The sequence below is a fragment of the Neoaquamicrobium sediminum genome (assembly GCF_040970315.1).
GTDB classification, from domain to species: Bacteria; Pseudomonadota; Alphaproteobacteria; order Rhizobiales; family Rhizobiaceae; genus Aerobium; species Aerobium sediminum.
Window position 1 is genome coordinate 144996 of sequence record NZ_JAZHFV010000007.1, and the last position, 26808, is coordinate 171803.

General features: G+C 63.1%; 22 protein-coding genes and 1 pseudogene. 14 read left to right on the forward strand and 9 right to left on the reverse strand.

The window, feature by feature from the left end:
* Positions 1-261: 261 nt before the first annotated feature.
* Positions 262-1494: a site-specific integrase gene (locus tag V1479_RS21145; RefSeq protein ID WP_415724735.1), complete on the reverse strand. Its 1233-nt coding sequence runs from the start codon at positions 1492-1494 to the stop codon at positions 262-264.
* A gap of 125 nt (positions 1495-1619) precedes the next feature.
* On the opposite strand from V1479_RS21145, the gene V1479_RS21150 reads away from it, so the two are divergent.
* The 5 genes from V1479_RS21150 (at position 1620) to V1479_RS21170 (ending at position 11293) form a co-directional block, all read left to right on the forward strand.
* A complete protein-coding gene (locus V1479_RS21150) occupies positions 1620-2570 on the forward strand; it encodes a DUF1403 family protein (protein ID WP_368804621.1) in 951 nt (316 codons plus the stop codon).
* Positions 2571-2573: 3 nt separating this feature from the next.
* Positions 2574-3263, forward strand: coding sequence for an SMC-Scp complex subunit ScpB (scpB, locus tag V1479_RS21155; protein ID WP_368804622.1), 690 nt, complete (start codon positions 2574-2576; stop codon positions 3261-3263).
* A gap of 131 nt (positions 3264-3394) precedes the next feature.
* Complete coding sequence (locus tag V1479_RS21160) at positions 3395-6457, forward strand: TrlF family AAA-like ATPase (RefSeq protein ID WP_368804623.1); 3063 nt, start codon at positions 3395-3397, stop codon at positions 6455-6457.
* Positions 6458-6522: 65 nt separating this feature from the next.
* Entirely contained in the window at positions 6523-7788 is a 1266-nt protein-coding gene (locus tag V1479_RS21165; protein WP_368804624.1) for a metallophosphoesterase family protein, read from the forward strand.
* Between the two features lies 1 nt (position 7789).
* Positions 7790-11293, forward strand: a complete 3504-nt coding sequence (locus V1479_RS21170; RefSeq protein WP_368804625.1) for an AAA family ATPase — start codon at positions 7790-7792, stop codon at positions 11291-11293.
* Positions 11294-11557: 264 nt separating this feature from the next.
* On the opposite strand, the gene V1479_RS21175 is transcribed toward V1479_RS21170, so the two are convergent.
* Genes V1479_RS21175 through V1479_RS21185 form a run of 3 tightly spaced genes read right to left on the reverse strand, consistent with a single transcriptional unit; the run spans position 11558 to position 15178 of the window.
* The gene (locus tag V1479_RS21175) at positions 11558-12649 is read right to left on the reverse strand and encodes a TniQ family protein (protein ID WP_368804626.1); all 1092 of its coding nucleotides are present in this window, start codon (positions 12647-12649) and stop codon (positions 11558-11560) included.
* Positions 12646-13524 carry a TniB family NTP-binding protein gene (locus V1479_RS21180; protein ID WP_368804627.1) on the reverse strand — a complete coding sequence of 293 codons (879 nt, stop codon included), beginning with the start codon at positions 13522-13524 and terminating at the stop codon, positions 12646-12648. The genes V1479_RS21175 and V1479_RS21180 overlap by 4 nt, the downstream gene beginning before the upstream one ends.
* A gap of 1 nt (position 13525) precedes the next feature.
* Entirely contained in the window at positions 13526-15178 is a 1653-nt protein-coding gene (locus V1479_RS21185; protein ID WP_415724733.1) for a TnsB C-terminal domain-containing protein, read from the reverse strand.
* Between the two features lie 95 nt (positions 15179-15273).
* On the opposite strand from V1479_RS21185, the gene V1479_RS21190 reads away from it, so the two are divergent.
* Positions 15274-16347, forward strand: coding sequence for an RHE_PE00001 family protein (locus V1479_RS21190; protein ID WP_368804628.1), 1074 nt, complete (start codon positions 15274-15276; stop codon positions 16345-16347).
* Positions 16348-16467: 120 nt separating this feature from the next.
* A complete protein-coding gene (locus V1479_RS21195; RefSeq protein ID WP_368804629.1) occupies positions 16468-17205 on the forward strand; it encodes a trypco2 family protein in 738 nt (245 codons plus the stop codon).
* A 35-nt stretch (positions 17206-17240) separates the two neighbouring features.
* Here the strand turns inward: V1479_RS21195 and V1479_RS21200 are convergent, their stop codons facing one another.
* From V1479_RS21200 to V1479_RS21210, 3 genes are read right to left on the reverse strand one after another with little or no spacing between them, the layout of a single operon-like run.
* Positions 17241-18092, reverse strand: coding sequence for a hypothetical protein (locus V1479_RS21200; RefSeq protein ID WP_368804630.1), 852 nt, complete (start codon positions 18090-18092; stop codon positions 17241-17243).
* A complete protein-coding gene (locus V1479_RS21205; RefSeq protein ID WP_368804631.1) occupies positions 18083-19069 on the reverse strand; it encodes an SH3 domain-containing protein in 987 nt (328 codons plus the stop codon). The genes V1479_RS21200 and V1479_RS21205 overlap by 10 nt, the downstream gene beginning before the upstream one ends.
* A 46-nt stretch (positions 19070-19115) precedes the next feature.
* Entirely contained in the window at positions 19116-19619 is a 504-nt protein-coding gene (locus V1479_RS21210; RefSeq protein ID WP_368804632.1) for a GAF domain-containing protein, read from the reverse strand.
* Between the two features lie 250 nt (positions 19620-19869).
* On the opposite strand from V1479_RS21210, the gene V1479_RS21215 reads away from it, so the two are divergent.
* From V1479_RS21215 to V1479_RS21225, 3 genes are all read left to right on the forward strand, one after another.
* Positions 19870-20592, forward strand: coding sequence for an antitoxin Xre/MbcA/ParS-like domain-containing protein (locus V1479_RS21215; protein ID WP_368804633.1), 723 nt, complete (start codon positions 19870-19872; stop codon positions 20590-20592).
* On the forward strand, positions 20589-21176 hold the full coding sequence (locus V1479_RS21220; RefSeq protein ID WP_368804634.1) for an RES family NAD+ phosphorylase: 588 nt from the start codon (positions 20589-20591) through the stop codon (positions 21174-21176). Before V1479_RS21215 ends, V1479_RS21220 begins: the two co-directional genes overlap by 4 nt.
* Before the next feature lie 387 nt (positions 21177-21563).
* Positions 21564-21977 carry a hypothetical protein gene (locus V1479_RS21225; protein ID WP_368804635.1) on the forward strand — a complete coding sequence of 138 codons (414 nt, stop codon included), beginning with the start codon at positions 21564-21566 and terminating at the stop codon, positions 21975-21977.
* A gap of 39 nt (positions 21978-22016) precedes the next feature.
* Here V1479_RS21225 and V1479_RS21230 read toward each other — a convergent pair.
* Positions 22017-22202, reverse strand: a pseudogene (locus tag V1479_RS21230) (GAF domain-containing protein); the annotation flags it as partial.
* Positions 22203-22527: 325 nt separating this feature from the next.
* Here V1479_RS21230 and V1479_RS21235 point away from each other — a divergent pair.
* Together V1479_RS21235 and V1479_RS21240 are read left to right on the forward strand one after the other, a co-directional pair.
* Positions 22528-23577, forward strand: a complete 1050-nt coding sequence (locus V1479_RS21235; RefSeq protein ID WP_368804636.1) for an AAA family ATPase — start codon at positions 22528-22530, stop codon at positions 23575-23577.
* On the forward strand, positions 23578-24081 hold the full coding sequence (locus V1479_RS21240) for a cysteine--tRNA ligase (RefSeq protein WP_368804637.1): 504 nt from the start codon (positions 23578-23580) through the stop codon (positions 24079-24081). It begins immediately after the preceding gene.
* An 18-nt stretch (positions 24082-24099) separates the two neighbouring features.
* Here V1479_RS21240 and V1479_RS21245 read toward each other — a convergent pair whose 3' ends face one another.
* A complete protein-coding gene (locus V1479_RS21245) occupies positions 24100-25368 on the reverse strand; it encodes a GTP pyrophosphokinase (RefSeq protein ID WP_368804638.1) in 1269 nt (422 codons plus the stop codon).
* A gap of 152 nt (positions 25369-25520) precedes the next feature.
* Here V1479_RS21245 and V1479_RS21250 point away from each other — a divergent pair, with 152 nt between their 5' ends.
* Both V1479_RS21250 and V1479_RS21255 read left to right on the forward strand, forming a co-directional pair.
* A complete protein-coding gene (locus V1479_RS21250) occupies positions 25521-26219 on the forward strand; it encodes a hypothetical protein (RefSeq protein WP_368804639.1) in 699 nt (232 codons plus the stop codon).
* Positions 26216-26803 (forward strand): RES family NAD+ phosphorylase, encoded by a 588-nt coding sequence (locus V1479_RS21255; RefSeq protein ID WP_368804640.1) that lies wholly within the window; start codon positions 26216-26218, stop codon positions 26801-26803. Before V1479_RS21250 ends, V1479_RS21255 begins: the two co-directional genes overlap by 4 nt.
* Positions 26804-26808: the final 5 nt, after the last annotated feature.

Sequence of the window (26808 nt, forward strand, 5' to 3'; positions counted from 1 at the left end):
CGGCTCGCTTGGCCGTGGGTCGAGAAAGAATACCCGCACTGTCAAGTGAAAGGCCCTATAGCTTGACAATTGCGAATCAGATACAATTGAAACAATGGCTTACGAACTCGGCTCAATTCCCCTCGAAACCCTCATCGGACCCGCTACGCGCGCGACCGATGTCGGTTTTACTTCGCGATTTCAATTGAAACGCTAAGGTGAAAGTTCTGCTCTCTCAATCCGCTGTCCGGCGGCCGAAAACGGGGGAGGGGAGGGGGCTTTCTACAGCCCGGACGCCTTGGTGAGATTGACGCGGAAGCGGTCGCGACGGCGCTGGTATTTGCGCGTCATCTCGGCGCTCGCGTGACCGAGCTGCTTCTGAACATAGCGTTCGTCGACTTCGGCTGAAGACGCCAGGCCGGCCCGCAGCGAATGGCCGGCAAACATCATCCCGCGCTCGCCTTCAGGCAGATCCCCGCGCACGCCGGCTGCCAGCGCTGTGCGCTTCACGAGGCGGGCGACCTCCTGGTCGTTGAGCCGATTGCCGCCCACGGCGTTGCCCTGGCCGGTAACACGCCGGAAGAGTGGCCCGTGGGCTATGCGCGCGAGCTTGAGCCAAGTTTCCAGCGCCACGACAGGACAGGTCGTATCGGATGAGCCGCGTCCGACTTCGACCTCGCGCCAGCCGGTCTTGCCGCGCAGCCGTAACAGCATGCCCTTGTCGAAAATCTCCACCCAGCCGGACGAATCCTCGGTCTGGTCGCGGCCGCAGTCGAGGCCGACGACCTCCGAACGGCGCAGGCCACCGGCGAAGCCAAGCAGCAGCATGGCGCGATCGCGCAGGCCGCGGAGCGTGCCGCGATCGAGCGTTTCCAACATCGCGATCAGGTCTTCGGGCAAGACCGCTTCCTTCTGCCGGGGTGGGGCGGCGTGTTTGTTGCGGATACCGGCCATGACCGTGGCGATATGGCGGTCCTTTCTGTCGAGCGGCTGGCCACGCTGCGCATAGTTCCAGGTCAGCGCCGAAAGCCGGCGCTCGATCGTCGACACGGAGTTCGGCTTCTTGTCCCCGATGGCCTTTCCCGAAGCGCAGGCGGTGATGTAGAGCCCGATCACCTGCGGATCGGGCGGAAACATCTCGACGCCCTGCCGACGACACCAGCTCGCAAACTGCTTCCAGTCCGAAGCGTAGGCGCGGCGCGTGTTGACCGAACTCGCCGCCTCGACATAATCGCGGGCGCGGTCCGCGAGCGCATCAAGATGCTCCGGCAGTCGCGGGGTCGAAACGACCGGAAGGGGAGGGGAAGGCGCTCCGGCTTCCACCGCCGGCTCTTCCGGTGCACGACCCATCTCCAGGACGACGTCGATAATGTCAGGCATGTCGTCGGCGCTCGATCCCTCGGGCTCGGCCGAGGCCGCCGGCGCGGTTTGGTCGACATCCTGGGACGTTTCCTGTGATCGAGCGGAGCGATGCCCAGCACGTTTGTCGGGGTTCTGATCGACGAGAGAGGCCATTCTCTATATAAAGACGAAAACGACGGATAATGCAATTTTATCGGTCGTTTTGGTCCGCCTACAGCCTGTGCGTTTTATGGCGAAAATGATGGCGCAAAGCGCACCGGCATTTTACCCTCGGAATCATGATTCGCCTCGATCCCGCGACCGCCAGCTCCCCCGCGCCGCCGATCGTGCCGGGCTGGGCTGTGCCGCGCGGGCCGGTGACGAGTGAAGCGGAGGCCGCCTTCCTCGCCGGCTCCGCCCTGAATTCCCTGGATAATCTGGTGCGGTCAGATCCGCCCTGGGCCGGCGCCTGGCGCCAGCGCCTCGCCCTGAAATGCGCGGCCGCAGCCGTGTCTGTCGTCGGCCGCACGGAGGACGAGGCCGCTCTGCGCGATGCCTGGCACCTGCGCCAGGCGGGCGACGATCCCGGTCCCGCCGGAACCATTCTCGCCGCCTGGAAGCGCCTCGCCGCTCGCTCGCCCGGGGTCGATCTGGACACGTTGCGATCGACGGCAGGGCTGCTCGGCCTACGCTGGGGCGACGAGCTGGCGCCGCTGGTGGATCGGGTCGGCGATCTCACCCGCAGCGGAGCTCCCCCGCCCTTTGCCGCGGCCACGATCGCCGGCGACGTTCAGGCGTTGCGGCCCGACGCCGAGTTGCTCGGCTGGTGGCTCGCCGACCAGGTGATGGCGCTGCGGCTGCGCTGGCCGCGGCCGGTGCCGATCCTCGTCGCGCAGGCGCGCAGCAACGCCTTCCGGGCCGAGGGCGGTCGTGGCCGCATTCGCCTGGGAGGAGAAGGGTTCCAGCGCGCGGTCTGCGTGGCGCTCGCACAGGCGGCGGGGGAGGCCTGCCGGCTCGCCGGCGATCTCGCTGGCCGCGCGGCGCGGCTCGATGCCGTGGCGCCGAAGTTGCGCGCGAAAGGAGCAGGGGAGGCGATCCGGCTGTTGCTTGACGACGATGCCGTGCCAGGCACGCTGCAAACCACGCGCCTGTCGCGTTGGGGTGCCCGGCGCCTGTTCGAACGCCTTGAGACGCTCGGCGCGGTGCGCGAGCTCTCCGGCCGGCCGGCCTTCCGGCTCTACGGGCTTTAGACCATGGCGAAGCGGGCGCGACACGAGGAGGGACTCGATATCGAACTCGCGGAATTGCCGGCCGAGCTGCGCTGGCGCGAATGGATGGGCCGGGTCGAGGCGGTGATCTTTGCCTCGCCCGAGCCGGTCGGGCGGGAGGTGCTGGCCCGCGTCGTCGGGCGCGAGTGCAACCTCGATCTGATCATCGACGACATCCGGGACGAGCTGCGCGGCCGCCCCTATGAGCTCATCGCTGTGGCCGGCGGCTGGCAGCATCGCACGAAGAAGGGTTTCGCCGACGCCATCCGTGCCGCAACCGGCCTTGGGGCCGAGACCAAGCCGCTGTCACAGTCGGATGCTCTGATCCTGATGTGCATCGCCTATTTCCAGCCGATCACCCGCGGCGAGCTCAGCCAGTTCTTCGGCAAGGAAGTCAGCCGGGACATGATTGGGCATCTGCGCTCCCTGGGATTCATCGCTGCCGGGCCGCGATCGCCGCAGCCGGGCGCGCCCTACACCTATGTCACGACGAAGGGATTTCTTTCTCACTTCGGCTTCGACACGCTGCGTGATCTACCCGACATGGAGGCGTTGGAAGATGCTGGCCTGCTCAGTAAGGACAGGCTGCTGGCGGGCGACATACCAATCTTAGCTAGTGATCTCTCGGCAGAAGAGGGTGAAGCCGAGGACGTGGGCTTAGATTTCAGCGAATAAATAGGAAACAGGGCGCGAGGGTGATGTGTCTTTCTGAAATCGAGCAGTAAATAGAGGGCCGATCATTCGCAGCCTGAAATCAATGTATGCGCTCGACCATGAATGAGCACGCGCCGGGAGGGAGTGGACGAATGTTTTCGAGGGGGTCTTTGTGGCGGGAGTGGGATCTGCACATACACTCGCCATCCTCATTTCATTGGGACGGAGAGCGCTTCGGCCTTGATCAAGCCCAAAATAATCATCTCGTCGACGAGATGATACGCGCCCTCAATGACGCTGCTCCGATCGCGTTCGGCCTCATGGATTACTGGTCGTTTGACGGTTGGTTCGCCTTGAAGAGGCGGCAAACGGAAGGTGGCGCGCCGGCTCTCGAGAAGACCGTGTTTCCCGGCATAGAATTGCGCCTCATGGCGCCCATGGATGGCCGGCTCAACGCTCACGTCCTTTTCTCCAACGAGATCAACGACCAGCATCTCAGGGACTTTCTGTCCCGTTTGAAGCTCGAGCTTATCAATCAGCCGCTCTCTCGCGACGCATTAATTGCGTACGCCCGCTACGTGGGCGCCGACAAGTTGGCAAATCATGGATTTGAAAAGAGCAAGATCGATTCAGACGAAGTAGAGGCTTTCCGAGCGGGTTGTATGGTCGCTGAGGTGAACGTCGATTCCTATAAGGAGGCGATCCGCCAGGTGCCCGGCGGTCGGGCCGTCGGCTTCATGCCCTTCTCCACGAATGATGGGCTCGCCTCGGTCAAGTGGTCCGACCACTACGCATACGCGCTCGGGTTATTTGAATCATCACCCATATTCGAGACGCGAAAGCCGGATCTGTGGGCCGCTTTCTGCGGTGTACAGACGGAGGGCAACAAGAATTGGATCGCCAATTTCCAGGCAGCTCTGAAAGGCGTTCCCAGGCTCGCCATCTCGGGGAGCGATGCGCACTGTTTCCGGGGGAACGGTACGAACGAAAAGCGTGGTTACGGCGACTTCCCATCCGGGAAACGCACATGGATCAAGGCTGATCCGACTTGGAAGGGGTTGCTGCAGGTGCTCAAGGAGCCTGCGAAGCGGTCGTTCCTGGGGGAACGACCGCCAAAGCTGGATCGCATCAATCAGCACAAAACCTTCTACATCGACCGCATTCGCATCACGAAAGCCGCCGGTAGCACGCTGTCTGACGCGTGGTTGCACGGGATTGAAATCCCTCTGAATCCCGATCTGGTGGCGATCATCGGGAACAAAGGAAGCGGCAAGAGTGCGCTCGCCGACATCGTGGCGCTCTTGGGAAATTCCCAGCAAAGCGCCCATTTCTCCTTCCTGAAACGTGATCGCTTCCGCGGAAAGGCGGGAGAGCCGGCCCGTCAGTTCGTCGGCGAGCTCACTTGGCTCGCCGGCGATCCTTGCGTGATGAGCCTGTCCGACGATCCCTCTGGCGAACGCGTCGAACTGGTGCGGTACATACCGCAGGGGCGGTTCGAAGCTCTGTGCAACGATCACGTGTCGGGGAAGACCGATGAGTTCGAAAAGGAGCTCCGGGAGGTCATTTTTTCGCACGTACCAACCGACGTGCGTCTTGACGCCCTCAGTTTCGACCAGCTCATCGAGAAGCAGGAGATTGTGTTCCGGGCTCGCGTAAACGAGCTTCGCAAATCGCTGCGTGCACTTAATGAGCTGATCGTCGATACAGAAGACCAGCTCCATCCGAACGTCCGGAAAAACCTCGATGAGCAGATCAAGCTGAAGGCGAAGCAGATCGAGGAACACACGGCGATCAAGCCCCCTGCCGTCGCACAACCCACGGAAGAGCTCACCGACGATCAGAAGCGGGCGAGTGCCCGCCTCGCGGAAATCGCGGCGGCGCTCGAGACGGCGGCTGCGGAAGGCAAGAAGGCCGGCGAGGACCGGCAGATGATCGGGAGAAAGCAGCGGTCGATCCGCAGCATCACCGAGCGCATAGGATTGTTCGAGAAGCAGTTCACGACGTTCATATCCGAGATCGCCGATGATCTCGCTCTGGTCAATCTGAAGCCCGAGGAGATCGTCACCCTTACCGTCAACCGTGCAGTGTTGGTGGACTACCAAAAGGCTCTCGTCGCCAATGACGGAGAGATCGCGACAAAGATCGAGAGCGCGACGGCAACGCAGTCCGCACTAGTTGCCGAGCAAAAACTCCTGGCAGAGACGCTGAACGAGCCACAGCAGAAGTACCAAGCGTATGTACAGGCTTTGAAGGATTGGCAAACCGCCCTGGAAGCGATCGAGGGCTCGGTTACCGAGCCGGAAAGCCTCAAAGGTCTGCAGCGTCGCGTCGCGCAAATTGAGGAACTGCCCGCCCTGTTGGATCAGCGGCGGGCGTCCCGAAAGGAGATCACCACACAGATTTTCGACGTTCTCGAAGAACAGCGCGCGGCGCGTGAGGCGTTGTTTGCACCGTTGCAGCGATTGATTCAGGGCAACGCGCTGATCCGCGAGGAGTACAAGCTCCAGTTCCAGGCAAAGCTGCTGGGCTCTCCTGACGCGATTGCAACGAATCTGTTCAGTGCCATCAAACAGAGCAAAGGTGAGCTTCGCGGCGAAGACGAGAGTTTCTCTGCCGTGCGTAGCCGATTCGAGAAGTACCGTTTCGAGAGTGCGACTGATGCGACAGGATTTGCCGAGGACATGGCGTCGCTGCTGTCCGAAAGCGCGGAAGCGACAAGCAACACTCCGGGCATCCGGGCGCTTATGCGCAAGGATAAGGAGCCCGCGGACGTTTACAGCTATATATTCGGTCTGCAGTACCTGGAGCCGAAATATACGCTGCTCTTCCAAGATACTCAGATCGAACAGCTGTCGCCGGGACAGCGTGGCGCACTCCTCCTGATCTTTTACCTACTCGTCGACAAGGGTCGTAACCCTATCGTGCTCGATCAGCCGGAGGAAAATCTGGACAACGAGACGGTGGTGAGCCTGCTTGTGCCGGTTCTCAATGAGGCGAAGAAGTCTCGGCAGATCATCATGGTCACCCACAACCCCAACTTGGCAGTCGTGTGTGATGCCGAGCAGATCATCCACGCGACGTTCGACAGGAAGAACGGCGCACGCATCTCCTACCATTCAGGGTCAATCGAAGACGGCATCATAAACCGAGCGGTGGTCGATGTGCTCGAGGGCACCAAGGCCGCCTTCGACAACAGAGGTCAGAAGTACCATTGAGGGCCGAGCAAAACATCGAAGTCGACACTATTATCGGCGGACTGTGCGCGAAGGGGAGGTAGAGCATGTACCGCTTCGTCCACACAGCGGACATTCATCTGGACTCCCCACTCCGCTCGCTCGCACTGCGCGATGCCGAGCTGGCGGAGCTGATCGGCAATGCGACGCGGCGCGCCTTCGTGCGGATCGTCGATCTGTGCCTGGACGAACAGGTCGATGCCCTGATGATCGCCGGCGATCTCTATGATGGCGACCAGACCTCGATGAAGACGGCCCGCTTCCTGGCCGAGCAGCTCCGGCGCCTGCACGAGGCCGGTATCCGCGTCTTCATCATCCGCGGAAACCATGATGCCATCGCAAGGATCACCAAGGAACTCGTGCTTCCGGAGTCGGTCAAGCTGTTCAGCGGACGTGCCGAGGCGGTGGAGGTCGATCGCGCACCCGGCGGCCTCCCCATCGTGATCCACGGCCTGAGCTTCGCCCAGCCGCATGCGCCCGAAAGCCTGCTTGCCAAGTACCGGCCCGCGGTGGATGGGGCGGTCAATATCGGCATGCTGCACACCAGCCTCGGCGGCGCGCCCGGCCACGACCTCTATGCGCCATGCAGCGTCGCCGAGCTTCAGGCCACCGGCTTCGACTACTGGGCTCTCGGCCATGTGCACAAGCGCTCGATCGTCGAGGAGCGGGGCGCCGTCGTGATGCCTGGCATGCCGCAGGGGCGTGACATCAACGAGGCCGGCGCTAAGTCCGTCACGCTCGTTGCCATCGACGACGATCGCTCCGTCCATATCGAGCAGCGCTACACCAGCATCGCGCAATTCGAACGTGTTGCCGTCGACGCCACCGGACTAGAAGACTGGCGGGATCTCGTGGCGGGGGTGACGCGCGCGCTGGAGAAGGAGCGGGACGCAGTCCGCTCCGAGCATCTCGTTGCCCGCCTGCAGGTGACCGGGGCGACGCCTTTGGCGTGGCGCCTTCGGCGTGACGCGGATCTGTTGAAGACCGAAGCCGATCAGCGAGCTTCGGTCATCGGGGCCAGCTGGGTCGAGAAGCTGGAGATCGCCTGCCATCTGCCAGGGCAGAGGGTGGAGTCGTCGGGGGATCCGCTGTCCGAACTCCATCGCCTTATCGGGGACGACATCCTCGGCTCCGACGCCTTCCAGGCCGAGCTCCTCGGCATGGCCGAGGAGCTTAGGGCGCAGCTCCCGCAGGAATGCCGTGATGCCTTCGGCTCCGACGAGGCGTCCTTCAGGGATGCACTCACGCGCCTGGCGCGCGACGGCGCGGAGGATGTGATGGCGCGTTTCGAGGCCGCCGGGGAGGGTGCCTGACATGCGCCTGCGCCGCCTCGACCTCACCCGGTACGGGAAGTTCACCGACCGCAGCATCGATTTCGGCGAGCGGGTCGAAGGACAACCGGACCTGCACGTCATCTACGGGCCGAACGAGGCGGGCAAATCGACGGCGTTCGCGGCATTTCTCGACCTGCTGTTCGGGATCGGCGCGCAGAGCCCGTTCGATTTCCTCCATCCCTATTCCGCCATGCGGATCGGCGGAGCGCTGGAGTTCGGCACCGAAACGAGGGAGTTCGCGCGCATCAAGCGGCCGCAGAACAGTCTGCTTGACGCCGAGGACCGGCCGATCGCCGAAAGCGCCATCCGCGGCGAGCTCGGCGGCATCGAGCGCGACGCCTATCGCACTATGTTCTCGCTCGACGATGAGACGCTCGAAAAGGGTGGCGAAAGCATCCTGGCGAGCAAGGGCGATCTCGGGCAATTGCTGTTCTCCGCCAGCGCCGGTCTCGCGCATCTCAGCCACAAGCTCCTCGACCTGAGGGGAGAAGCGGACGGATTCTACCGGTATCGCGCGCGCAGCGGCGCGCTTGCGGACCTCAAGGCGCGGCTCACGGAACTGAAGGCGGAGCGGGAGCGCTTCGACACCCTGGCGTCGGACCATGCGCGGCTCGTCGAGACTCGGGACCGGGCCAGGGCGCACTATGATGAGGCGGTTACCGAGCGCACCCGCACCCAGTCGCGCATGGACGAGATCCAGCGCCATCTCGCAGCGCTGCCGCGACTTGCGGCGCTGCGCGGCATACGCGAGCGCCTTGCTCCCCTTGCGGACGTCCCCGAGGCCCCGCCCGGCTGGGCGAGCGAGCTGTCGAGGCTTCAGAAACAGGAGATCGAACTCGGCGTCCAGACCCAGTCGATCGCCGAAGACGTCCGTCGACTCGCGGATGAAGTCGAAGCGATCGTCGTGGACGAGGCCGCCCTGCGGCTTTGCGAAGCGGTGGAGCGGCTTGGCGAACTCCGAGCGCGCCATGTGACGGCGGAGCGGGACATTCCCGAGAGGCGTTTGCAACTTCGGCAGGCGGACCTCGCTATCTCGGCAATCCTCCAGCGGATCGAGCGGGAAGGGGAGGTCGAGCCCCGCCGCCTCATCCTGACGGCGGCGACGGCCGGCCGTCTGCGCGAACTGATCGAAGCTCGCTCCGGCATCGACGCCGCGATACATACCGCTGCCGCGGAACTCATCGAGGCGCGCCGTCGGCTCGACGAAACCGCGGCCCGGCTGCCGGAGCCCGGCGTGGATCCGCAGGCTTCGCAAGAGCGTGAGCGGTCGATGGCGGCGCTGGTGATAACCGTCGAGCAGACGCGTTCCGCCGATCACCATGTGCGGCATCGCCTGGCCGATCGGGCCCGCGCCGCCGCTGTCGAGGCGCTCGCCGACCGCCTGAAGGCGCTGCGCCCCTGGCAAGGCACGGCGGATGATCTCGTCGTCCTGCCGTGCCCCGGCCCCGACAGCATGCGGCGCTGGAAGGCGGCGCGGGGCGAGGCTGAGGCCATGCTGGCCCGGCATCAGAGCGAGACCGAACGGCTGACGACACTGGTCCGCCACCTGGAGGCAGAGCGCGCTAGCCTTTCGTCCACGACGGGCGTCGTGACGGATCAGGAGGCCGCCGAGATCCGGGCCCACCGCGAGCAGGCCTGGGCCGCGCATCGGCGCGATCTCGATGCCGCGTCGGCCGATGCCTTCGAGGCCGTGCTGCGCCATGACGACATCATCGGCGCCGGGCGGTTCTCGCACATGTCCGAGCTAGCGAAGCTGCACCAGAACGGGCAGGCGCTCGCCGTCGCGCGAGCCGATCTAGACCGGGCCGTCGAGCTCAGGGACCGTGCGGCTGCTGCCCTGGATGGTCTCGATGCCGAGGTGGCCGAGGCAGTTCACGCAATCGCGCCTTCGCTCGCTTCTGCACCATCCCTGCCGGCGATCGAGGACTGGCTTGCCCGCCGGGAAAACGCCCTCGACGCGCGCGAGGCGGTCCGGACCGCCGACCAGGATCTTCGCGCCGCGCAGCTGGATGCCGCTGCGGCGACGGAGCGGCTGCGCGCTGCGCTCGGCCGGGCTGGCCTGCCCCGGGAGCCCGATGCGGGCTTTGATGCGCTGCTCGCCTATGCCCAGGCAGCAGTCGACCGCGAGGCCGAGCTGCGCCGCCTGCGTGCCGAGCTGGACGAGCGCCGGCGCGACGTCGCGTTGCGGGAGCGTGCGGCCGAGAAGGCAGGAGCGGGCGAGGGGGCCTGGACCGAGGCATGGTCCACGACTTGCCGCGGCTGCTGGCTCGCCGATACCGCCGAGGTGCCGACCATCGGCGTCGTTCGCGAGATCCTCGTGGCGATTGTCGACCTCGCGCCGGCGATCGAGAAGCGGGCAGGCCTCGTCGACCGCATCGAGAAGATGGAGAAAGACCAGGCCGCGTTTCGCGACGAGGTGGCGAGCCTCGCGGGCGGGTTGGGGATCCCGGTCGGAACCGGGCCGGTTATCGAATTGGCGCAGCGCATCGCCGAGAAGGTCAGGGAAGCCGGTACCGAGCGCGACAGGCGCGCGAAGCTGCTCGAACGACTGGAACAGGCGAGGGGGCGGCAGCGCGCGCTTGCCGATACGTCGGCGATCCACGACGAGCAGAAGCACCGGATGACCGCGTTCTTCGAGGTCGTGTCTCTGGCTGAGGTGTCGGATAAGCTTTCTGACATCGCGCGGCGGGCCGAGTTCAGTGTACAGGCCGAGGATGCCGGCCGTGAGATCCTCGACGCGGTGCGCGCGCCTGATCTCCAGAGCGCCGAAGCTGCCCTCGATGCGGCGGATCGGCCGGCGCTGGAAGCGGAGCTGATCGAGCTCAGAGCCCGGTTCGAGGACCAGGACAAGCGTTGTCACGAGCTCTTTGCGACGCGCTCGGCCGCTATCGACCAGGTGGAGGCGATCGGGGGTGACGCCCGGGTTGCCGGCATCGATGAGCGCCGACGTACGACATTGCTCGAAATCGAGGATGGAGCGGTGCGCTGTCTGCAGCTACGCGCAGGTATCGCTGCAACGGAGCAGGCACTCGCCACCTATCGCGAGCGCCATCGCAGCTCCATGATGGCGCGGGCCTCGGCGGCGTTCTGCACCATCAGCCGCGGCGCCTATACGGGTCTGGCCGCCCAGCCCGGAAAGGACGGCGAGACGCTCATCGCGCTTTCTGCGACTGGGGGTTCGAAGGCTGCCGCGGAGCTGTCGAAAGGCACCCGATTCCAACTCTATCTGGCGCTGCGTGTCGCGGGATACTACGAGTTCGTGCGGGCACGCAGCGCCGTGCCGTTCGTCGCCGACGACATCATGGAGACCTTCGACGATTTTCGGGCGGAGGAGGCGTTCCGCCTGTTCGCGGACATGGCGCAAGCCGGACAGGTGATCTACCTCACACACCATCTCCATTTGTGCGACATCGTTCGCAAGGTGTCCCCAACCGCACGTTTGCACATGATCGACGACGTCCCGGCACAACGTCAAATCGCCTGACGGAGCGTTTCGGACGTTTCCGTCACTTGGCAGCCAGGCATGAGAATGCGACTGTTTCAATAAGAGTGGAGCTGCCGATCAGCAGCCGGCCGGGATGTTGGTTCCCGACGCTTCCGGTTTGAGCCGCGCCAGCATGGCCCCGCGAAAGCCGTGATAATGAACAATGTCATTGCGCATCAGCTCGCCGAGCTCCAGGACCGGATCGGCGGTAGCACCCCCAACGGGAGTGCTGACTGGCGCGATGGTTGTCTGATTTCAGGGAGACTATGAACAAGAGACTATTGTATTGCTGTCGCTCCCTGCATTCTTTGTGCTGTCGATCGTCAATGTGGGAGCCGGCGGCCTCCCTCTATGGCCGTCGCCAGGTCGCATGATCTGGAAATAGGCGGCGAACAGCGCGGATCGGCCGGCGACAGGTGGGGAGCGCTTCCGTCGTGGCGAACGTTGGTGCGCGTCCAGGAAATCCGCAAAGCGCGCGATCATGGGCTCATGGCCGCCCGCGGCCACGATCATCCAGCGACGGTATGCCCCGGCGGCGTCCATGTCGTTCACAAGCCAGTCAGGAGTTTTTGCTGCGAGCGCTTCGAAGCAGCGAATGCGCGCGGCGGTCGACAGGTTCGTGAGTGTTCTCCCCGACCGGACCTCGGCGGCTATCGGCATGCGCTGCACGCGCGTGACGGCGTCACTCGTTTTCGTCGAGCTCTTGACCGCCTCCACCCTGCATATGTCTGCGATCGCGCGTTCCAGCTGACGTGCGGCCGCATTGACCTTGGCCTTCGGAGCAGCGCGCAGGTCGAACCCGCATCGTGCGCAAATATGCTGCGGAAGGAGTTCGCCGTGGTCGAAGGCCGCGACGCCGGCGCGGCAGGCCGGGCATCGATCCCGAAGCCCGCAGCCATGCACAAAGCATGACACGCGCGATGCCAGCCTCCACTGCCGCCGAAAATACGGCGCCTCGTCCGTTGCAAGGCATTGGGGGCAATACTGCATCCAGGTCGAACGGTTCCTGTGTGCGCTGTCGCGCAGCGGCAGCAGGAGCGTGGCCATCGAACAGCCGCTAATCATCATTGCCGAGATCGCCCCCTGCGGAACGCTTGTCTCATCGGCAAGCACCCCTGCGACGTGACGCGGTAGCTGAAGATCTAGGCGCGGCGACCACATCCTCTCGTCGAGCCCGAAGACACCCGCGAACGACCGCGGCGCGATGCCGTTCGCGAGCGCAAGACGGTGTAGCCAGCTCGACAGGAGTTCGTCCGCGAGCGGGTCGACGGAGACCGGCCAACAGTCCCGTGCGACATCACCATATCGCTCGCGGATTTCGATCGCGAAGTCGGCCCGTGCGGTATCAACCCTCAAAGCAGGTCATCGCGAACCGGCGCCCGGCGGCGCTTCGAGACCGGGACGTAGCTCAGCGCCTCGATGTTCGATTTCGTGATCCGATCCTCGCCTGATCTCACAGCGGTCGTGGCCGCCGCAGTAACGATCGCCACGACCTCACCGATCAGTCCTTCGGAGAGCTGGAAGATCCTTCGCGCTAGCGTTTCATCCGACAGATCGGAGGCGCGGGCGAGCGGCAAGGCGCTCTCAAGGCTGTCAAGCAGCGCAAGAAACTCCTCGCCATATTGCCAACGCGGCACGGCGTGAAGATCAAACCGGGTCGCCATTTCAGCGGTCTGATTCACGAAGTCATAGACGGCGACCTCGCCGATCAGAACCGGCGAGATGTCGAACTGGCGGCCGATCCTCCGTAGGAAGGCAAGCACGGCCTCAACGTCGCGTGCACGGCCGCGGAGAGCATTGTGAAACTCATCGAAAATCAGAATCCTGGGCTTCAGCCTCTCGAGCAGATGATCGACCTGCTCGGCTTTGCGACCCACATCCCGGCTGCTGCCCGTCGGTGCTCGCAACGCCTGCAGGATACTGCCGTAGAAATGTGCAAGGCCCGCGCCCTCGCGCGTCTGCACCACCCACACCCGCTGCTGTTCGGCTGTTCTCAAATGTCCGACGGCGAAGCGTTCGGCGATCATGGTCTTGCCGTTGGCGTATGGTCCGACGAGCATCAGTCCTCGGGTCCGCAGCGATGGCGGCCGCGACAGAAGCTCGGCAAGACGTTCGTGCGCTATGAGCGCCACCTGATGTCCGATCCACCGAGGCACCTGGATGTAGGCGATCCGCTCTTCCGTGCTGCGGTCAAGGTACGGGCGAACGTGATCAAGCAGATGGTCCGCCACGTCACCAATCCTCTACCGGCAGGCGGCGCTTTGGGCGAACGGGATGGTCGGCAGGCACCGGCGTTGCCGGCCGCATCGCGTCGTAGGGCTTGGGCGCGTCTGCCGCGTGAGATTTGCGCACGGCATTGCGCAGATCTGCCTTGGACGGCTTCGGTCCGCCTGCGATCTCAGCTATTTGGCGGCGCAGCATCACCTTCTCCACGTCCGTTCGTGCATTCGCGGTGCGTCGCGACAGCCGATCAGCCTCGTGCTCCCACAACGTCATCGGCGCAAGCATGCCGTCGCGCCGCTCCACCGATCGAAACTCCCGGGTCTCGGGGTCGCGGGCATAGACGTGGCTGATATCGCGTGGATCGTATCGAAGCTCGAGCTTTCCTAGCCGATCCCGCTGCGGAACCAACTCGCTCAACCAGGGTGAATAATAATCGAGTGCGAACATACTAACGCCCTGCGGCGAGATGCGTCGTCCCGTTCCGGGCATGAATGCCAGCAGGACCCGCATGGGATCATCGTCGAAGCGTGCAAGTTCATGTGCCTGCCGATCCCATTCTGATGCCGGTACCCTCAGGGTTCTGGCATTTTGCTGCAGGTTGTGGTCGATCACCGCGAGCGCGACGCATCGCTCGAGATCGGCGAAGCTGAGACGCGCCAGGCGCTCCGCGGGATATTGGTCGCGGTCCGCCACGGATCGGCCCGTCGAGCCAGGCTGCGTTGCAAGAACGCCGTTGAGCTTTCCGAGCAGCCTTTCCACCACGCCACCCTGATGCACGCGGCCGCGATCCCGGTAGCGGATACGAACGCCGTAGTCCTCGCACCCGCGCTGAAAGGCATTCTCTTTGAACTCCTTGGCGGAGTCGGTGACCAGCACTCGCGGTCGACCGAACATGGGCCACCCATGCTCGATGCCGCGCGCAACCAGCCATTCGTCCTTCGGGCACATTGCCTGCGCCAGGCACAAGGCGACCGACAGCGCCGACGGCTTTTCGAGCGTGAGGCAGAATCCCAGTATGCAGCGCGTCGCCACGTCGGTGACGATCGTCAGATAGGCCCGGCCGACGAACGTTCCGCCGCCTTCGACAACCTCTACGAAATTGATGTCGGTCGGCGTGTGATCGATCTGGCAGACATCCAGCGGGTACGCCGCGTGGATGTACCCGGGCCTGGCCCTGAGCCGATGGAGATGTTTCGGGTTCGCGGATCGCTTCTTTGCGATTTCCTCTGCGCTAAACAGGGCGGGTATCCGACGAGCGACAGTTAGATAGGACGGAGGAGTGAGGCCCGCCTCCTCGCAGCGGGCGCGGATCTCGGCCACGACCGGAGCAAGGGGTGGAGCCTCCAGCACCAACCACTGCTCTCGCAGTGTCGTCGCGATGATCCCCTCAATGTCCTGCGGGAGCCGCTTCTTCCGGGTCCTGTCTCCGCCGGGCAAGAGCGACGTCACCGTGCGATCGACACGGTACCGTGCCAGCAGATTGTAGACCTGTCGCGTCGAAAGGCGCAGCTCGGCGGCCGCGCGTGCGATTGCCGTCCGCCGGGAACCCGAGCCGTCCAGAATCCTGTCGAGTTCGCGCGCAACGTAGCGCGCCGTCGCCCATGCTTCTTCGGAATGTGACGCAGCAGGCGCCGGTTTCAGGCTGTGCAATCGGTTCGGCAAAGCGAGTGGTCAGTGAAATCATTAGCGAAAAATCGTGGTCTTCGTAGCGACCAATCCTAAACAACACATGACGTTCTCACGATTGAAATCGGGAAGTGAAAGCGACAACCGAGGTTCTCGTGCGGCTCGACGAGCGGCTGGCCCTATCGTCGGTGCGCGAGGGCTGGATCGAGCGCTCTCACTTCTACGATGCGGTCGGCGCGCTCTGGGTCGAGGGCGAGCTGGTGCACCTCGAGGATCTTGTTTTCCACGACGCGGAGATGGACCAGCGTACGCCAACCCATGAACTCACTCGGGCGCACACCGTGCTGCGCCGGCGCCGGCGGATCCTGTCGCAGCCGCGGGCCTGGGCTCTTAGCCGCGAGGGTATGCGCGAGTTGACAGGACGCTCCGAGGCAAGCGCGACTATGCACGACGCCGACGGGGAAGGGGAGGGGAGCGTCGTGCTGGACCTCGCGACCGCCGAGCTGGTCGACGAGGTCGACGATGCGCTCGAGAGGGAGTTCGCGGAAATCGACGCGGTGCTGGCTCGGTCTTCGACACTGCTTGCCACGACCTTGGGCGCCGTATCACGAGTGCCCCAGGACGACGAACGCTTGGCGCTGCTCTACGATGAGGACTGGGACGAGGGCGCCCGCCTTGCCGAATGGCGCAGAGTGCTGGACGATACGCAGCATCTCCCCCTTGTCCTGCGGGGAGCGATTGCGCTCGATGCGTGGCACCAGATCGAGGTGCTTCAGCGCGGCGGGTGGGTCGGGGCCCTTCTCGTGGCGGCCATGCTTCGACAGGAAGGACTCTGCGCCCATCACCTCGCCTGCCTGCATCGTGGTGCGCAGAAGATCCCGCGCGAGCGAAGGCGGGCGCGCCATCGGACGGATCGCCTGCTTGCCTGGATCGACGCCATCTACGAGACGGCGACCGTAGGCTTGAAAGAGCATGACCGTCTACTGCTTGCGAAGGGCCAGATGGAACGCGCGCTGCGCGGCCGCCGCGCGAGCTCGAAGCTGCCCGGCCTGATCGACCTCGTGCTCGCTCGCCCCCTCGTATCGACCAGCATGATCCAGACGGCGCTGAAAACCTCCCGGCAGGGTGCGCTCGACCTGGTCGGTCAGATCAGCCTCCGGGAGATGACAGGCAAGAGGAGTTTTCGCGCCTGGGGCATCGTTTAACCATCAACGGTTCCGACTGCGCCGAACGCGTCGCCGGTGCAGAGCGTTACTTGCGGCGTAAGTGGTTCAGGACTAGGCTTTTCCGGGAAGTTCTCTCGACCGGCTTAGGCGGGAATACCAATGGATGTGCAGATCATCCTGAATGCGCTCTTTGCGATCGCTGTCGTGGTCGCTGCCGTGACCTTCTGGCGCGTCGGTGGTCGCTTGCTCAAGGCTACGACGATACACGATCCGAACACGGACCAAGCGGAGATCGTCGGTTCGGTTCTGCTGCGGACAATGATTAGCGACATCAAGAGCGAGCTGCAGAAGCTCGACGGGCAGGGCGGGATCGGCTCCGGCTTGGAGCTTAAGGAGATCGAAATCGAACTCCTCGTTCAACGCAAGAACGAGGACAAGGGCGAGGGCAAGGCAGAGACCTCGATCACTGTTCCGATCTTTAGCAAAATCTCCGTCGAGAACGGCATCACCCTATCGCGGACCGAAACCCACACCACCAAGGTGACGGTGACACTCGCGCCCGACTTCCCGAAGATGGACGCGGTCGACGAAACCCGACCTCTTGCGTTCGCGGACCTCCTGATCAGCATCCGCGATGCGCTGGAGGCTGGCATCGAAGACCCGCCGACGCTGTCGGCAAACGCGCTGGAGATCGAGCTTAGTTTCGTCCTCGTCAAAGACAAGACCACGGAAGGCAAGTTCGAGGTTCTCGTCGTTTCCGCCGGCGCCACCACCTCGGCCGAAGACAAGAATAGCAACACGGTGAAGCTCACCTTTGAGCATCCTGACGCAGGAAAGGAGAGGAAACCGGCGGCAGCGCCCCCCAAACCGCGTTCTCCTCGCAGGCCCGCTCACTGAGTGGAAAAGGCAGGGCGACAGGACGGCCGCCACCGTCAGAACCGCCCCTCGTTCTCGCGCGCCAGTACGTCGAAGGCGTCGGAATCAGGAATGTAGCGGTGCGCGCCCGCATCCCAACGATAGGTCACGGTGATCGTGCGCGTCCTGGCTTCGGGAACGGGCGCTTCTCCGCAGTCGTCCCCCGAGCGCGTCGAAACCTCCGTCAGGGTCGCAACAACGTCCGAAAAAGGTTCCTGCGCACCATGCCGGAGATCGAGCCGCTGCGTCCGCTCGTAGGCGCAGAGCCTTTCGTCGAACGCAGAAATCATGTCGACCAGTTCGAGCTGGTCGTTGCGCACGAGAACCAGCGGCACCGTCGTATAGGTCTGGCTGGAATTCGCATGCGTGCTGCCGACCGCCAGCAGGTCGTCATCGACGCCGACCGCCATCCGGGCGGGCTCGAGGAAATACGTGTGCTGCCCGCTGGCTACATTCGCGGCGTCGAGAAGCCTCGGCTCGCCCGCCACGTCAAAAAGGGCGAGAACGGCGAGGCCGACCACATCCCTGCCGCTGCCGAAATCCAGCAGCACGGCCATCCGGTCCAGTCCGCCCGAGCGCACCGGCACGGCCGCAAGCCGCGGGGCCGCTCCCGAGGCCGGCTCCAGATCCTCGACGAGCTCGCTGCCGATCTCCCTGACGTCGATCGCCTCGTTGCCAGCGGTCCCCGGCACGACGAGCCGAACGAGATCGGCAAAGGTCACGTCCTCCCTGCCGGCCACCCGATCCGCGAGATCGGGCCGCAGGACCGGCTCGGCGAAGGCTGGCGCGGTGGGCATCCCGAACATCGCCAGGCCGATCAACGCGCCACGCAACCGAGCGACTTTGATGACGGCTCCACCTACGGACATGTGGTGACCTGGCTCGCGCAGACATCGGTGGTCCAGCCGCGCGGCCTCTGGTCGAGATAGCGCCCCTCGACCTCGACCCAGAATCCTGTGCAGGCATGCAAGGTCTCGAGCTTGAAGTCATCGGAGGCGAAGGTGGCTGCGATCGGTGCATCATCCGCTGGCTGGGACCAAAGCCGTCCAGACTCCACCAACACTCTCAGCATATTACCGGGGAGCCAACCTTCGCCGGAAAAGGTGACGATCGGGTCCGTCGGCCAGCCGCCAAAAAGCTCTGTGATGACCTCGGAAATCCGGAACCACCCGTCGCGTGAGCCGGTGATCGTCACCTGGGGGAAGTAGATTTCCTCCCCATCGGTATAGGGCCGCGGCACTGTCGCGACCGCAGCATAATCCGGCCCTGGCCCCGAGCGGACGGCCAGTTCGGCCGGCGCGCCCTTCATGACCCAGGCGGCAAGATCGCATCGCGCCGTCGCGGTGTCCGGCGCACCGGCGGCCTTGCCGGTGCAGGTCTCGATCAGCGCCGCCGCCGCTTCGCGCGCACCGTCGAGCGGATATTCCTCGGCCCCGTCCTCGACGAAGACGCTCAGCGTGCCGCGAGAGGTGATGAGGTCGGTGAGTCGCTCATCGAGCACGGTGAGGCCTTCAAGGATGAAGCTGCCATCCATCTCGATCCGCGCCCCGGTCGTGGCGATCGGCACCGAAATGTCGCCGGCCTCAAGGAGAACCTCGACCTTGACGCCGTCGACCGCATTGATCGGCGCGAAGGCGAAGACGAAGGTAAGCTCGTCGCTGCCCTTTTCGCAGGCGAAGGAGATCGGGGCGTGGTCGGTCTGCGGGATGCCGTAGAACAGCGACGCTCGGTGCTCCCCTTTTTCGCTATGCCATCCGAGATTCTCTTCGGCCGTGGCCATCGCCGGGAGGAAGCAAGACAGCGCCGCGAGCCGCAACAAGACGCTTCGTCGGTCCCTGGTCCCCATGTTCGCTCTCCTTCCCCATCAAGCTGCGCACGGTAGCCGCGCAGCACTATTGCCCGGTTGTCCAGTCAGAGGTCTCCACATAGATCGCCGCAAGGGCCTCGATGCCGGCCTGGTCATCGGCGTCGAACCTGCCCACCAGGGGACTGTCGAGGTCGAGGACACCGAAGACATTGCCTTCACAGACGAGGGGGACGACCAACTCCGACCGCGAGTCTGCATCACAGGCGATGTGGCCGGGGAAATCGTGGACATCCTCGACCAGCACCGGCGTTCCCCGTTCGACAGCGGCGCCGCAGACGCCTCGGCCAACGGCAATGCGTACGCAGGCGGGCTTGCCCTGAAACGGTCCCAGAACAAGCTCGGTCTCCGAATGCAGAAAATAGAATCCCGCCCAATTGATGTCGGGGATCGTACCGAACAGAAGCGCCGCGGTATTTGCCGCATTGGCGATCGGGTCGGTTTCCCCGGACAACAGCGCGCTGAGTTGGGTACGCAGCGCGGCATAGAGGTCGGCTTTTTTGGCGTGCGCCACTTCGCTCATCGCGAACATAGGTTTTCCATCTCCACCTTCGTCGTGACGTGATGTTAGCCTATATTGCCCGAAGCGTCCGCTAGCAGACTTGGAACACAGCGGAAGTTCGAAACACGGCGCTCAATCGGATGATCAACGTCCGATGCGCGCAAATGTCGACCGCAGATGAGAGTTTCCCCCTAACGGTGCAAAGTGTGCAAATGGAACAAACTGGACAAACGGGCCGATCTTCCCTATATCTGCGGACAGAAAGAGTGGAGCTATTGCCGTGGCGAGCCCAAACACGCAGATCGATCGTAACGGCCGCGCGCGCGTCGCAGAACGCGTTACGACCAAAGTCACCGATGCCCTGAAGAGTGACGGGGCGTTCGAGTCCGGTTCGCTTGCGCTTTCGGCGCGCATCGCAGGCGCTGCCGCTGCGGCGGTCGTGAACCTCCCGGTCGAGGCCCGACAGAAACTCACCAAGCGCCAGACCGAGCTGGTGCGCGGTATTCGGCGGCTGGTCGAGACCTTCAGTGAGGATCCCGGTCAGGGCAAGATCGAGCTTCCCGTGCCCGAAACAGTGGAACCATCGAACGGCGAAGGCCTGGGTCCGATCGTGTCGGCTGACGAAGGGAACCGTCTCCTGGCGGAATTCGCCGTCGCCCGGAAGATCGAGGATTGGGCCGGTCCGGTTGCAGGGGCCAGCGAACTCAGCCGGAACTATGGCATCCCACGTTCGACACTTCACCGATGGCAACACGCTGACGAGGTCATAGGGCTGCTGAAAGGCACCCGGAAGCATGTGTTTCCGGTCGAGCAGCTCATCGATGGACGCCCGGCGCGGGGAATTTCCGCCATCGTTGGCCTTGCCGGCAGTCACCGCGTGGCCTGGCTCTGGTTGCGTCAGTCCAACCCGGTGCTTGGCAGCCGTAAGCCGATTGACCTTCTCAAGCACGATCGGGTCGACGAGGTCGTTGACACAGCGCGGGCTTATTTCAGCCCGCAATGACGCTTTACCCTGCCATCCTGAAGCGACTCTCGGTCAGCGTCGACGTCACCGGCTACGTGCGGATCATCGCGCGCATCCACGCTGCGACGCCCTTGGGCATGGGCGCCGGCCGATCGCGCTTCTCCAGCCCAAGGGACAAATTTCGTCTGCTGTACCTCGCGCAGAATCCGATGACCGCGGTCGCTGAAACGATCGTCCGGGATCGCTACGAAAAGGCGGCCGAACGCCTGCTCCACGAGGATGAGCTCGACCGATATTCGATCGCGGCGGTTCGAAATCCCCGACCGCTGTTTCTTCTGGACCTGCGCAACGAGGGCGCCAGCCTGCTCGGCGTGTCCACCGACGCCGTTCGCGCCAAGGCACAAGCCGCGGGCAGGAGGCTGAGCCAGGCCCTCTACGACCAGACCACATTTGACGGGATCCTTTACATGTCCCGGATCACCAACAAACAATGCGTGGCCGTCTACGATCGCGCGGTCGCCTCGAACCTCGAGGCCGATAGCCCGGCGCTCGACTTGCCGCGCCTGGCCAATCTCCGGGCTGCTCTCGACGCCCTTCACATTTCCCTCATCGCAGTTCCCTGATCGGCTGGACGGCGAAGCCGGGCTATTCTTGAAAATCAGCGCCCGAAGATGGCTTCATAGGTTGCACGATCTGGTCCGGCCATTTCCTCCGATGGCCCCGCGCGAACCTTAAGGCGTGAACCTCGCACGACAACGAAGTCCACAAGCAAAAGATCGTCTGGCGTGGCAGCGTCGGCTCCCCGACGAACGATCTTGCGCAGCGCTCGTCCAAGCTCAGAGGACCAGACCAGGTAACCGTCATGTGCGAGCGGAAGCGAAAGCGACACCGGGAGATGATAGGCAAGCGGAGTTTTCGCGCCTGGGGCATCGTCTAGGCCAAAAACGTGTTCCGGCCACCCGAAACTTGGGCTATTGTGTCCATCCCTCAGCTTCGTGAACACCGACCACATGCCGAACCAGATTCCACTCGACCCCGACCTGCCAAAGTCCTTTGACGCGACGCCAAACGAAGAGCGCACAAAGGCGCAGCTCGATACTTGGTGGGACCGTCCGTATGGCATCACTCGGGACGATGGCCGCATCGTCGTTCGTTGTCTCAACGGTGGTGCGTGGGATCGCTCGACAAATCTCGGCATCGCAGACAATTACGAAGCGGCCTGCGCGTTAGCCGAAGCAAAGCAAGCTGAATGGCTCAGGATGCGTGAGCGCCCAATCGTCTCGATCGACGGAGATCAGATCGTTGTGGTCCGACAGGCCCAGCGGCCGGACCAAGAACTACAGCAGCTTGCCACGTTTCCGTCGATGAAGGCCGCTGAGGAATACATTCGCGCGAACATTCCCGCCGCCGAGGAAGGCAGATAGGAGCAGCCGTAGTTTGGGCCATGTTGCCCTACCGAGCAGTCAGTCGCTCCAGTCCGACATATCGACATAGATCGCCACAAGTACCTCGACGCCGGCCTGGTCATCGGTGTCGAACCTGCCGGTCAACGGACTGTCGAGGTCAAGGACGCCAAACACGCTGCCGTCGCGAACCAGGGGAACGACCAATTCTGACCTGGACTCGACATCACAGGCGATATGGCCGGGAAGGGCGTCGCATGTGAACGAACTGCTCGGACGGGTAGTCTGGGTTGGCAAGAGCTGCTTCGCTTCGACATGCCTTATCCCCATCTTAAGCCGGATGCGCTACACCATCTCTCGAACATGATCCGAAGGCTCGATCGTGAGACGGCATCGTCGGCGATGTGAGATCGTGTTGCGTTGCGATGATGCGCGTGGCGGCGTGGGTGAAACAGTCCTTGCGTGGAACCTGCCAAGATACACTGCATGTGTCGCGCACAAGTCAATCGCCCTTCTTTATGCTCCGTTCTCATGCTAATTGCCGGTATCGCGCACTTCTGAATGGCACGAAATGATAAAGAAGCTGAAGATCACGAACTTTACGGTGTTTCCAGAAGCGGCTCTTACATTTGGCCGAAATCTGAATGTCATCGTGGGCGAGAATGGTGCAGGCAAAACACATATCCTCAAGTTGATATACAGCATATTGGCAACAAGCTGGGAGGAAGGCAGAAAAGCTTCTGCCGGTCCGACAAAGGCAGGTTTGCAAAGGGCGCTCGCCGACAAGCTAGTCAACGTTTTTCGTCCAGAAGCGTTGGGACGTCTTGCGCGACGTCGCCAGGGCCGGGAGCGCTGCGACGTCGAAGCGAGCTTCGACAATCGCGATCTCAACATCGGATTTAGCTTCGCCACGCAGAGCAAGTCCGAAGTGTCGCTCGACAAAGTACCCACCTCTTGGTCGAATACCGCCGCCGTCTACCTGCCCACCCGGGAGCTGATGACGATCTACCCCAACTTCGTGTCGATCTATGAAAGCCGATATCTCGAGTTCGAAGAGACGTGGCGCGATACCTGCGTCCTCCTGGGCGAACCCTTGCAGAAGGGGCCAAGAGAGGCACGCGTCAGGGAATTGCTGTCTCCGCTTGAGGAGGCAATGGGGGGAAGCATCGAGCTCGATCGAAACGGTCGCTTCTACCTTCGAACGTCCTCCGGGCGGATGGAAATGCCGCTGGTCGCGGAGGGCCTGCGCAAACTGGGCATGTTGGCCCGGCTCGTGGCAACTGGAGCGCTTCTGGACAAGGGTTATCTGATCTGGGATGAGCCCGAGGCAAACCTGAACCCAAGACTCATCAAAAGAATTGCCCGCACCATGCTCGAATTAAGCATGCACGGTGCCCAGGTGATTATTGCGACCCACAGCCTCTTTCTGCTCCGAGAGATCGAGATCCTCTTGGCGGACAGGGCTTTCCGGCGAGCTGACGTGCGGTTCTTCGGGCTACAATCCGCGCCGGAAGGCGGCATTTCCGTTCAGCAGGGCAAGGCTGTCGATGAGATTGGAGATATCGCATCCCTGGACGAGGAGTTGGAGCAATCCGATCGGTTCATGGACGCGGAGACATAGATGCCGACGATTGATGTCGACGGGATCGCCTTCACGTTCCCGAACGATTGGCTGTTCAGCAAGTATGACGAATGGCTGTACTACAGGGCCTATGCAGGCGCGCGATCCGCGACAAAAGCGGTTGACCTGCTGGCGATCGATCCTGACCGCACGGCCTGGTTCATAGAAGTCAAGGATTACCGGGCCCATCGCCGCACCAAGCCCACCGAACTGTCTCACGAGGTGGCGCAAAAGGTGCATGACACCTTGGCCGTGGTGTTGGCGGCGCGAACCAGGGCGTTGGAAGGCGATGAGTTGGAGATGGCCAGAAAGGTGTCGCGCGCGAAAAGACTTCGCGTCGTTCTTCATCTCGAGCAACCGGCGAAGCACTCGAAGCTGTTTCCGCGCGCCATCGATCCAGCCGACGTCAAGCTCAAGTTGAGAACGCTTCTCAAGCCGGTGGATGCACATCCCTATGTCGTCGAAATCAACGACCTGCGGGGACTTGGATGGACGGCGGCGTGAAACAGACCCGGCGCTCGGCTAGTCGTCTTTCCCGGCCTGTTCATTGTGATAGGCGCATAGGCTGCCGTCACCCCAGCCGCCGGTATCCACGCCTGAATTGGTGACCGCGGTTTCGATTCGCTCGCGGATGTCGTCGTCATCTTCGACATCGTATTGCTTCATTGCCGCCTCTGCGAAGGCCCCGGCGTCCACCACTCCAGTGCCGCAGATGGGGCATCCGTGAACAACATCGAAGGCATCGGCGAAACGCCCGATGTCTCCCTCGGAATCGAAAGCCTCGAGAACATCGAGCAGATCGTCCATTGTGGGCGGAAGCGACGAGAGGGCTTCTCGCCTCCCGATCTCATCGATCTCGCTCCACTCTTCCCGGGCGTCACGCCTGACCTGTTCGATGGCTTGCTCTCGGCCCAGCTTCAGAGCGCCGAGGCCTGCAAGGAAAATGTCTTCCGTGCTCGGGCCAAGTGGCATGCTGGACCGGTAGGCGGCGTCCACAGCTTTCCGAAAGCCATCGTCCGATAGCAGCGGTGTCAGGTCCATCAAGGACGTGATGCCCAGGTCGGCGACCACGTTCTCCGCCTGACGGATCAAGAAGTCTCGTGCCGAGCGACCGAATATGTCGCCAAAAATCCAGGCCAACCCAGCAGGCGTGACGGTGTCGAAGCGCGGCCGCTCAGCGGGCGGCGTGGTTTCTTGCCGAACCCGCAACCGAATATCGCTGGCAATACGATCGGCGGCCGATAGCACCTCGGCGAGGTCCTTGAACCTGGCTCGCAAATCATCGGGCAGGTCATCATGCTTGTAGATGTCATCATGGGAGAGGACCGCCCATGCGTCCTGAAGTCGGGACCGTATCTGCACTTCGCAAGGCAGACGCTCCGCCTGAAAAGGATGCTCACCTACATCGAGCCAGAAATTGATATGAACTGCTCGATAGCCGCCTGTCTTAGGAGCCTTGATCTGGTCCTGCAGTTCGAAATGATCGAGGTTCAACCTTTCCTTCAGAAGCTCGGCAAACCGGTAAACGTCCTCGACATTGTTGCAGACGATGCGAGCTCCAATCAGGTCGGCGCAGGAAGTGAGCGCAGTTTCAACGGGCCAACCATGCGACGCTGCCTTTCGCCGAATGCTCTCCAATCCTTTGACCCGGACGCCGGACAGTTCCGCGCGCACCAGCTTCCGGTCCTCGATCGTGGTGACGACTTCGCCGAGGATTGAACGAATCCGGGCCTCGGCCCTTCTCATCGAGCCCGCCCGCTTTTCGTAGAGATCCCGCAGCACATCCGTCATTTCATCGCTGTCGGTATCCTTTCATGGCCGAGCATACACTGTTTTCGGGCGGTTCGCCTAAGCCGAAAGGCCGTCGCCACGGTCGAGGCCAAAGTTGCTCTGGTTGACAAAGTTGCATCAATCGCAAGATTGAACGGGAAGGAGATCAACCCATGTCCGCCAAGACACAAACCGACACCCAGACCCTTCGTTCAAAGACGCGAAGCAAGCCGTCCAAGGCTGTCGTGACAATGTTCACGATGAAGGGCGACCCCATCAAGACCCTCTCGGGGCTCACGCTACCGGCTGGCGCTCGGGTAGCGATCGTGTCGTCAAAGCCTGAATCCGTAAATGAAATCTGGAAGTCGGTCCGCGGTCAGGTCGCTCGCGTGACAGAGGTAGTCGAGCACGATCCTGACGAAGCCGGTAGCGAGAAAATGCCGTTCGTAGACAAGGCAGCATTCGAGCCCGACGCGCGCAGCCGCGCGATGCTCGAGGGCATCCGGATAGCACAAGAAGATCTGCGAGACGCCGGCGGTGCCTTTGATCTCGACCAGGTGCGTACGCTGATGCGTGGCGTCTCCCGCCAGGCGGTCGACAAGCGCGTGCAGGAAGGTTCGCTGCTTGCCGTTCCCGGTCCGAGTAATCGCCGCAGCTATCCGACGCTGCAATTCAATCGCGACGGTACGGTTGTCCCTGGCATGAAGGCCGTTCGCGACGCTTTGCAGACCACCAACGCCTGGATTGTGCTCAACTTCCTCTCCCGTCCGGACGACAGGCTCGACAATCGCAAGCCGATCGACCTGTTGAGATCCGGTGAACTGGAACTCGTAGTTGAAGCCGCGAGGCGACACAGCGCGCAAGGGGCGTGAGCGGCCCGCTCCCTCCCGCCGATCTGCATGGGCGTCAACCGGAACTCATCGAGCGTCCGGCAGACAAGGAGCTTCACCGCTTCTACACAGCGAAGTGCGAGCCAATCTTCTTTGACACGTCGCAGGACGGTCGTTTCAATGCCCCGGACGGCTCATATGGTGTTCTCTACGCCGCCAGGCAGGGGGCCGGCGCCTTCGCAGAGACGTTCCTGCGCAAGCCCGGCGGCACGCTGATCGACACCGATCTACTCCAGCGCAAGGCTCATGTCCTTCTTGCCGCCACCAGGAAGGTGACACTGATCCGGCTTGCCGGTTCGGGTCTCGCCCGGCTTGGGGCCACGGCCGAGGTGACCCATAGCGGGCTGCCGTATGACGTTCCGCAAGCGTGGTCGGCGGCTCTTTTCGGGCACCCGATAGGGGCCGATGGCATTGCCTACCATGCCCGGCATGACGACACGGAGCTCTGCTATGCGATCTTCGACCGGTCAGCCAGTCCAATTGACGAGGTCGACCGCGAAGTCGACCTGGATCGGGACTGGTTCTGGCGGATTGCCGAGCACTACGGTGTCGGGCTTGCCCAGTAGCCCTT

Coding starts and splice junctions, on each gene's coding strand:
- V1479_RS21145 (WP_415724735.1), bottom strand. CDS start 1,494: ATGGCCTCTCTCGTCGATCAGAACCCCGACAAACGTGCTGGGCATCGC.
- V1479_RS21150 (WP_368804621.1), top strand. CDS start 1,620: ATGATTCGCCTCGATCCCGCGACCGCCAGCTCCCCCGCGCCGCCGATC.
- scpB (WP_368804622.1), top strand. CDS start 2,574: ATGGCGAAGCGGGCGCGACACGAGGAGGGACTCGATATCGAACTCGCG.
- V1479_RS21160 (WP_368804623.1), top strand. CDS start 3,395: ATGTTTTCGAGGGGGTCTTTGTGGCGGGAGTGGGATCTGCACATACAC.
- V1479_RS21165 (WP_368804624.1), top strand. CDS start 6,523: ATGTACCGCTTCGTCCACACAGCGGACATTCATCTGGACTCCCCACTC.
- V1479_RS21170 (WP_368804625.1), top strand. CDS start 7,790: ATGCGCCTGCGCCGCCTCGACCTCACCCGGTACGGGAAGTTCACCGAC.
- V1479_RS21195 (WP_368804629.1), top strand. CDS start 16,468: ATGGATGTGCAGATCATCCTGAATGCGCTCTTTGCGATCGCTGTCGTG.
- V1479_RS21200 (WP_368804630.1), bottom strand. CDS start 18,092: ATGTCCGTAGGTGGAGCCGTCATCAAAGTCGCTCGGTTGCGTGGCGCG.
- V1479_RS21205 (WP_368804631.1), bottom strand. CDS start 19,069: ATGGGGACCAGGGACCGACGAAGCGTCTTGTTGCGGCTCGCGGCGCTG.
- V1479_RS21210 (WP_368804632.1), bottom strand. CDS start 19,619: ATGTTCGCGATGAGCGAAGTGGCGCACGCCAAAAAAGCCGACCTCTAT.
- V1479_RS21220 (WP_368804634.1), top strand. CDS start 20,589: ATGACGCTTTACCCTGCCATCCTGAAGCGACTCTCGGTCAGCGTCGAC.
- V1479_RS21225 (WP_368804635.1), top strand. CDS start 21,564: ATGCCGAACCAGATTCCACTCGACCCCGACCTGCCAAAGTCCTTTGAC.
- V1479_RS21235 (WP_368804636.1), top strand. CDS start 22,528: ATGATAAAGAAGCTGAAGATCACGAACTTTACGGTGTTTCCAGAAGCG.
- V1479_RS21240 (WP_368804637.1), top strand. CDS start 23,578: ATGCCGACGATTGATGTCGACGGGATCGCCTTCACGTTCCCGAACGAT.
- V1479_RS21245 (WP_368804638.1), bottom strand. CDS start 25,368: ATGACGGATGTGCTGCGGGATCTCTACGAAAAGCGGGCGGGCTCGATG.
- V1479_RS21250 (WP_368804639.1), top strand. CDS start 25,521: ATGTCCGCCAAGACACAAACCGACACCCAGACCCTTCGTTCAAAGACG.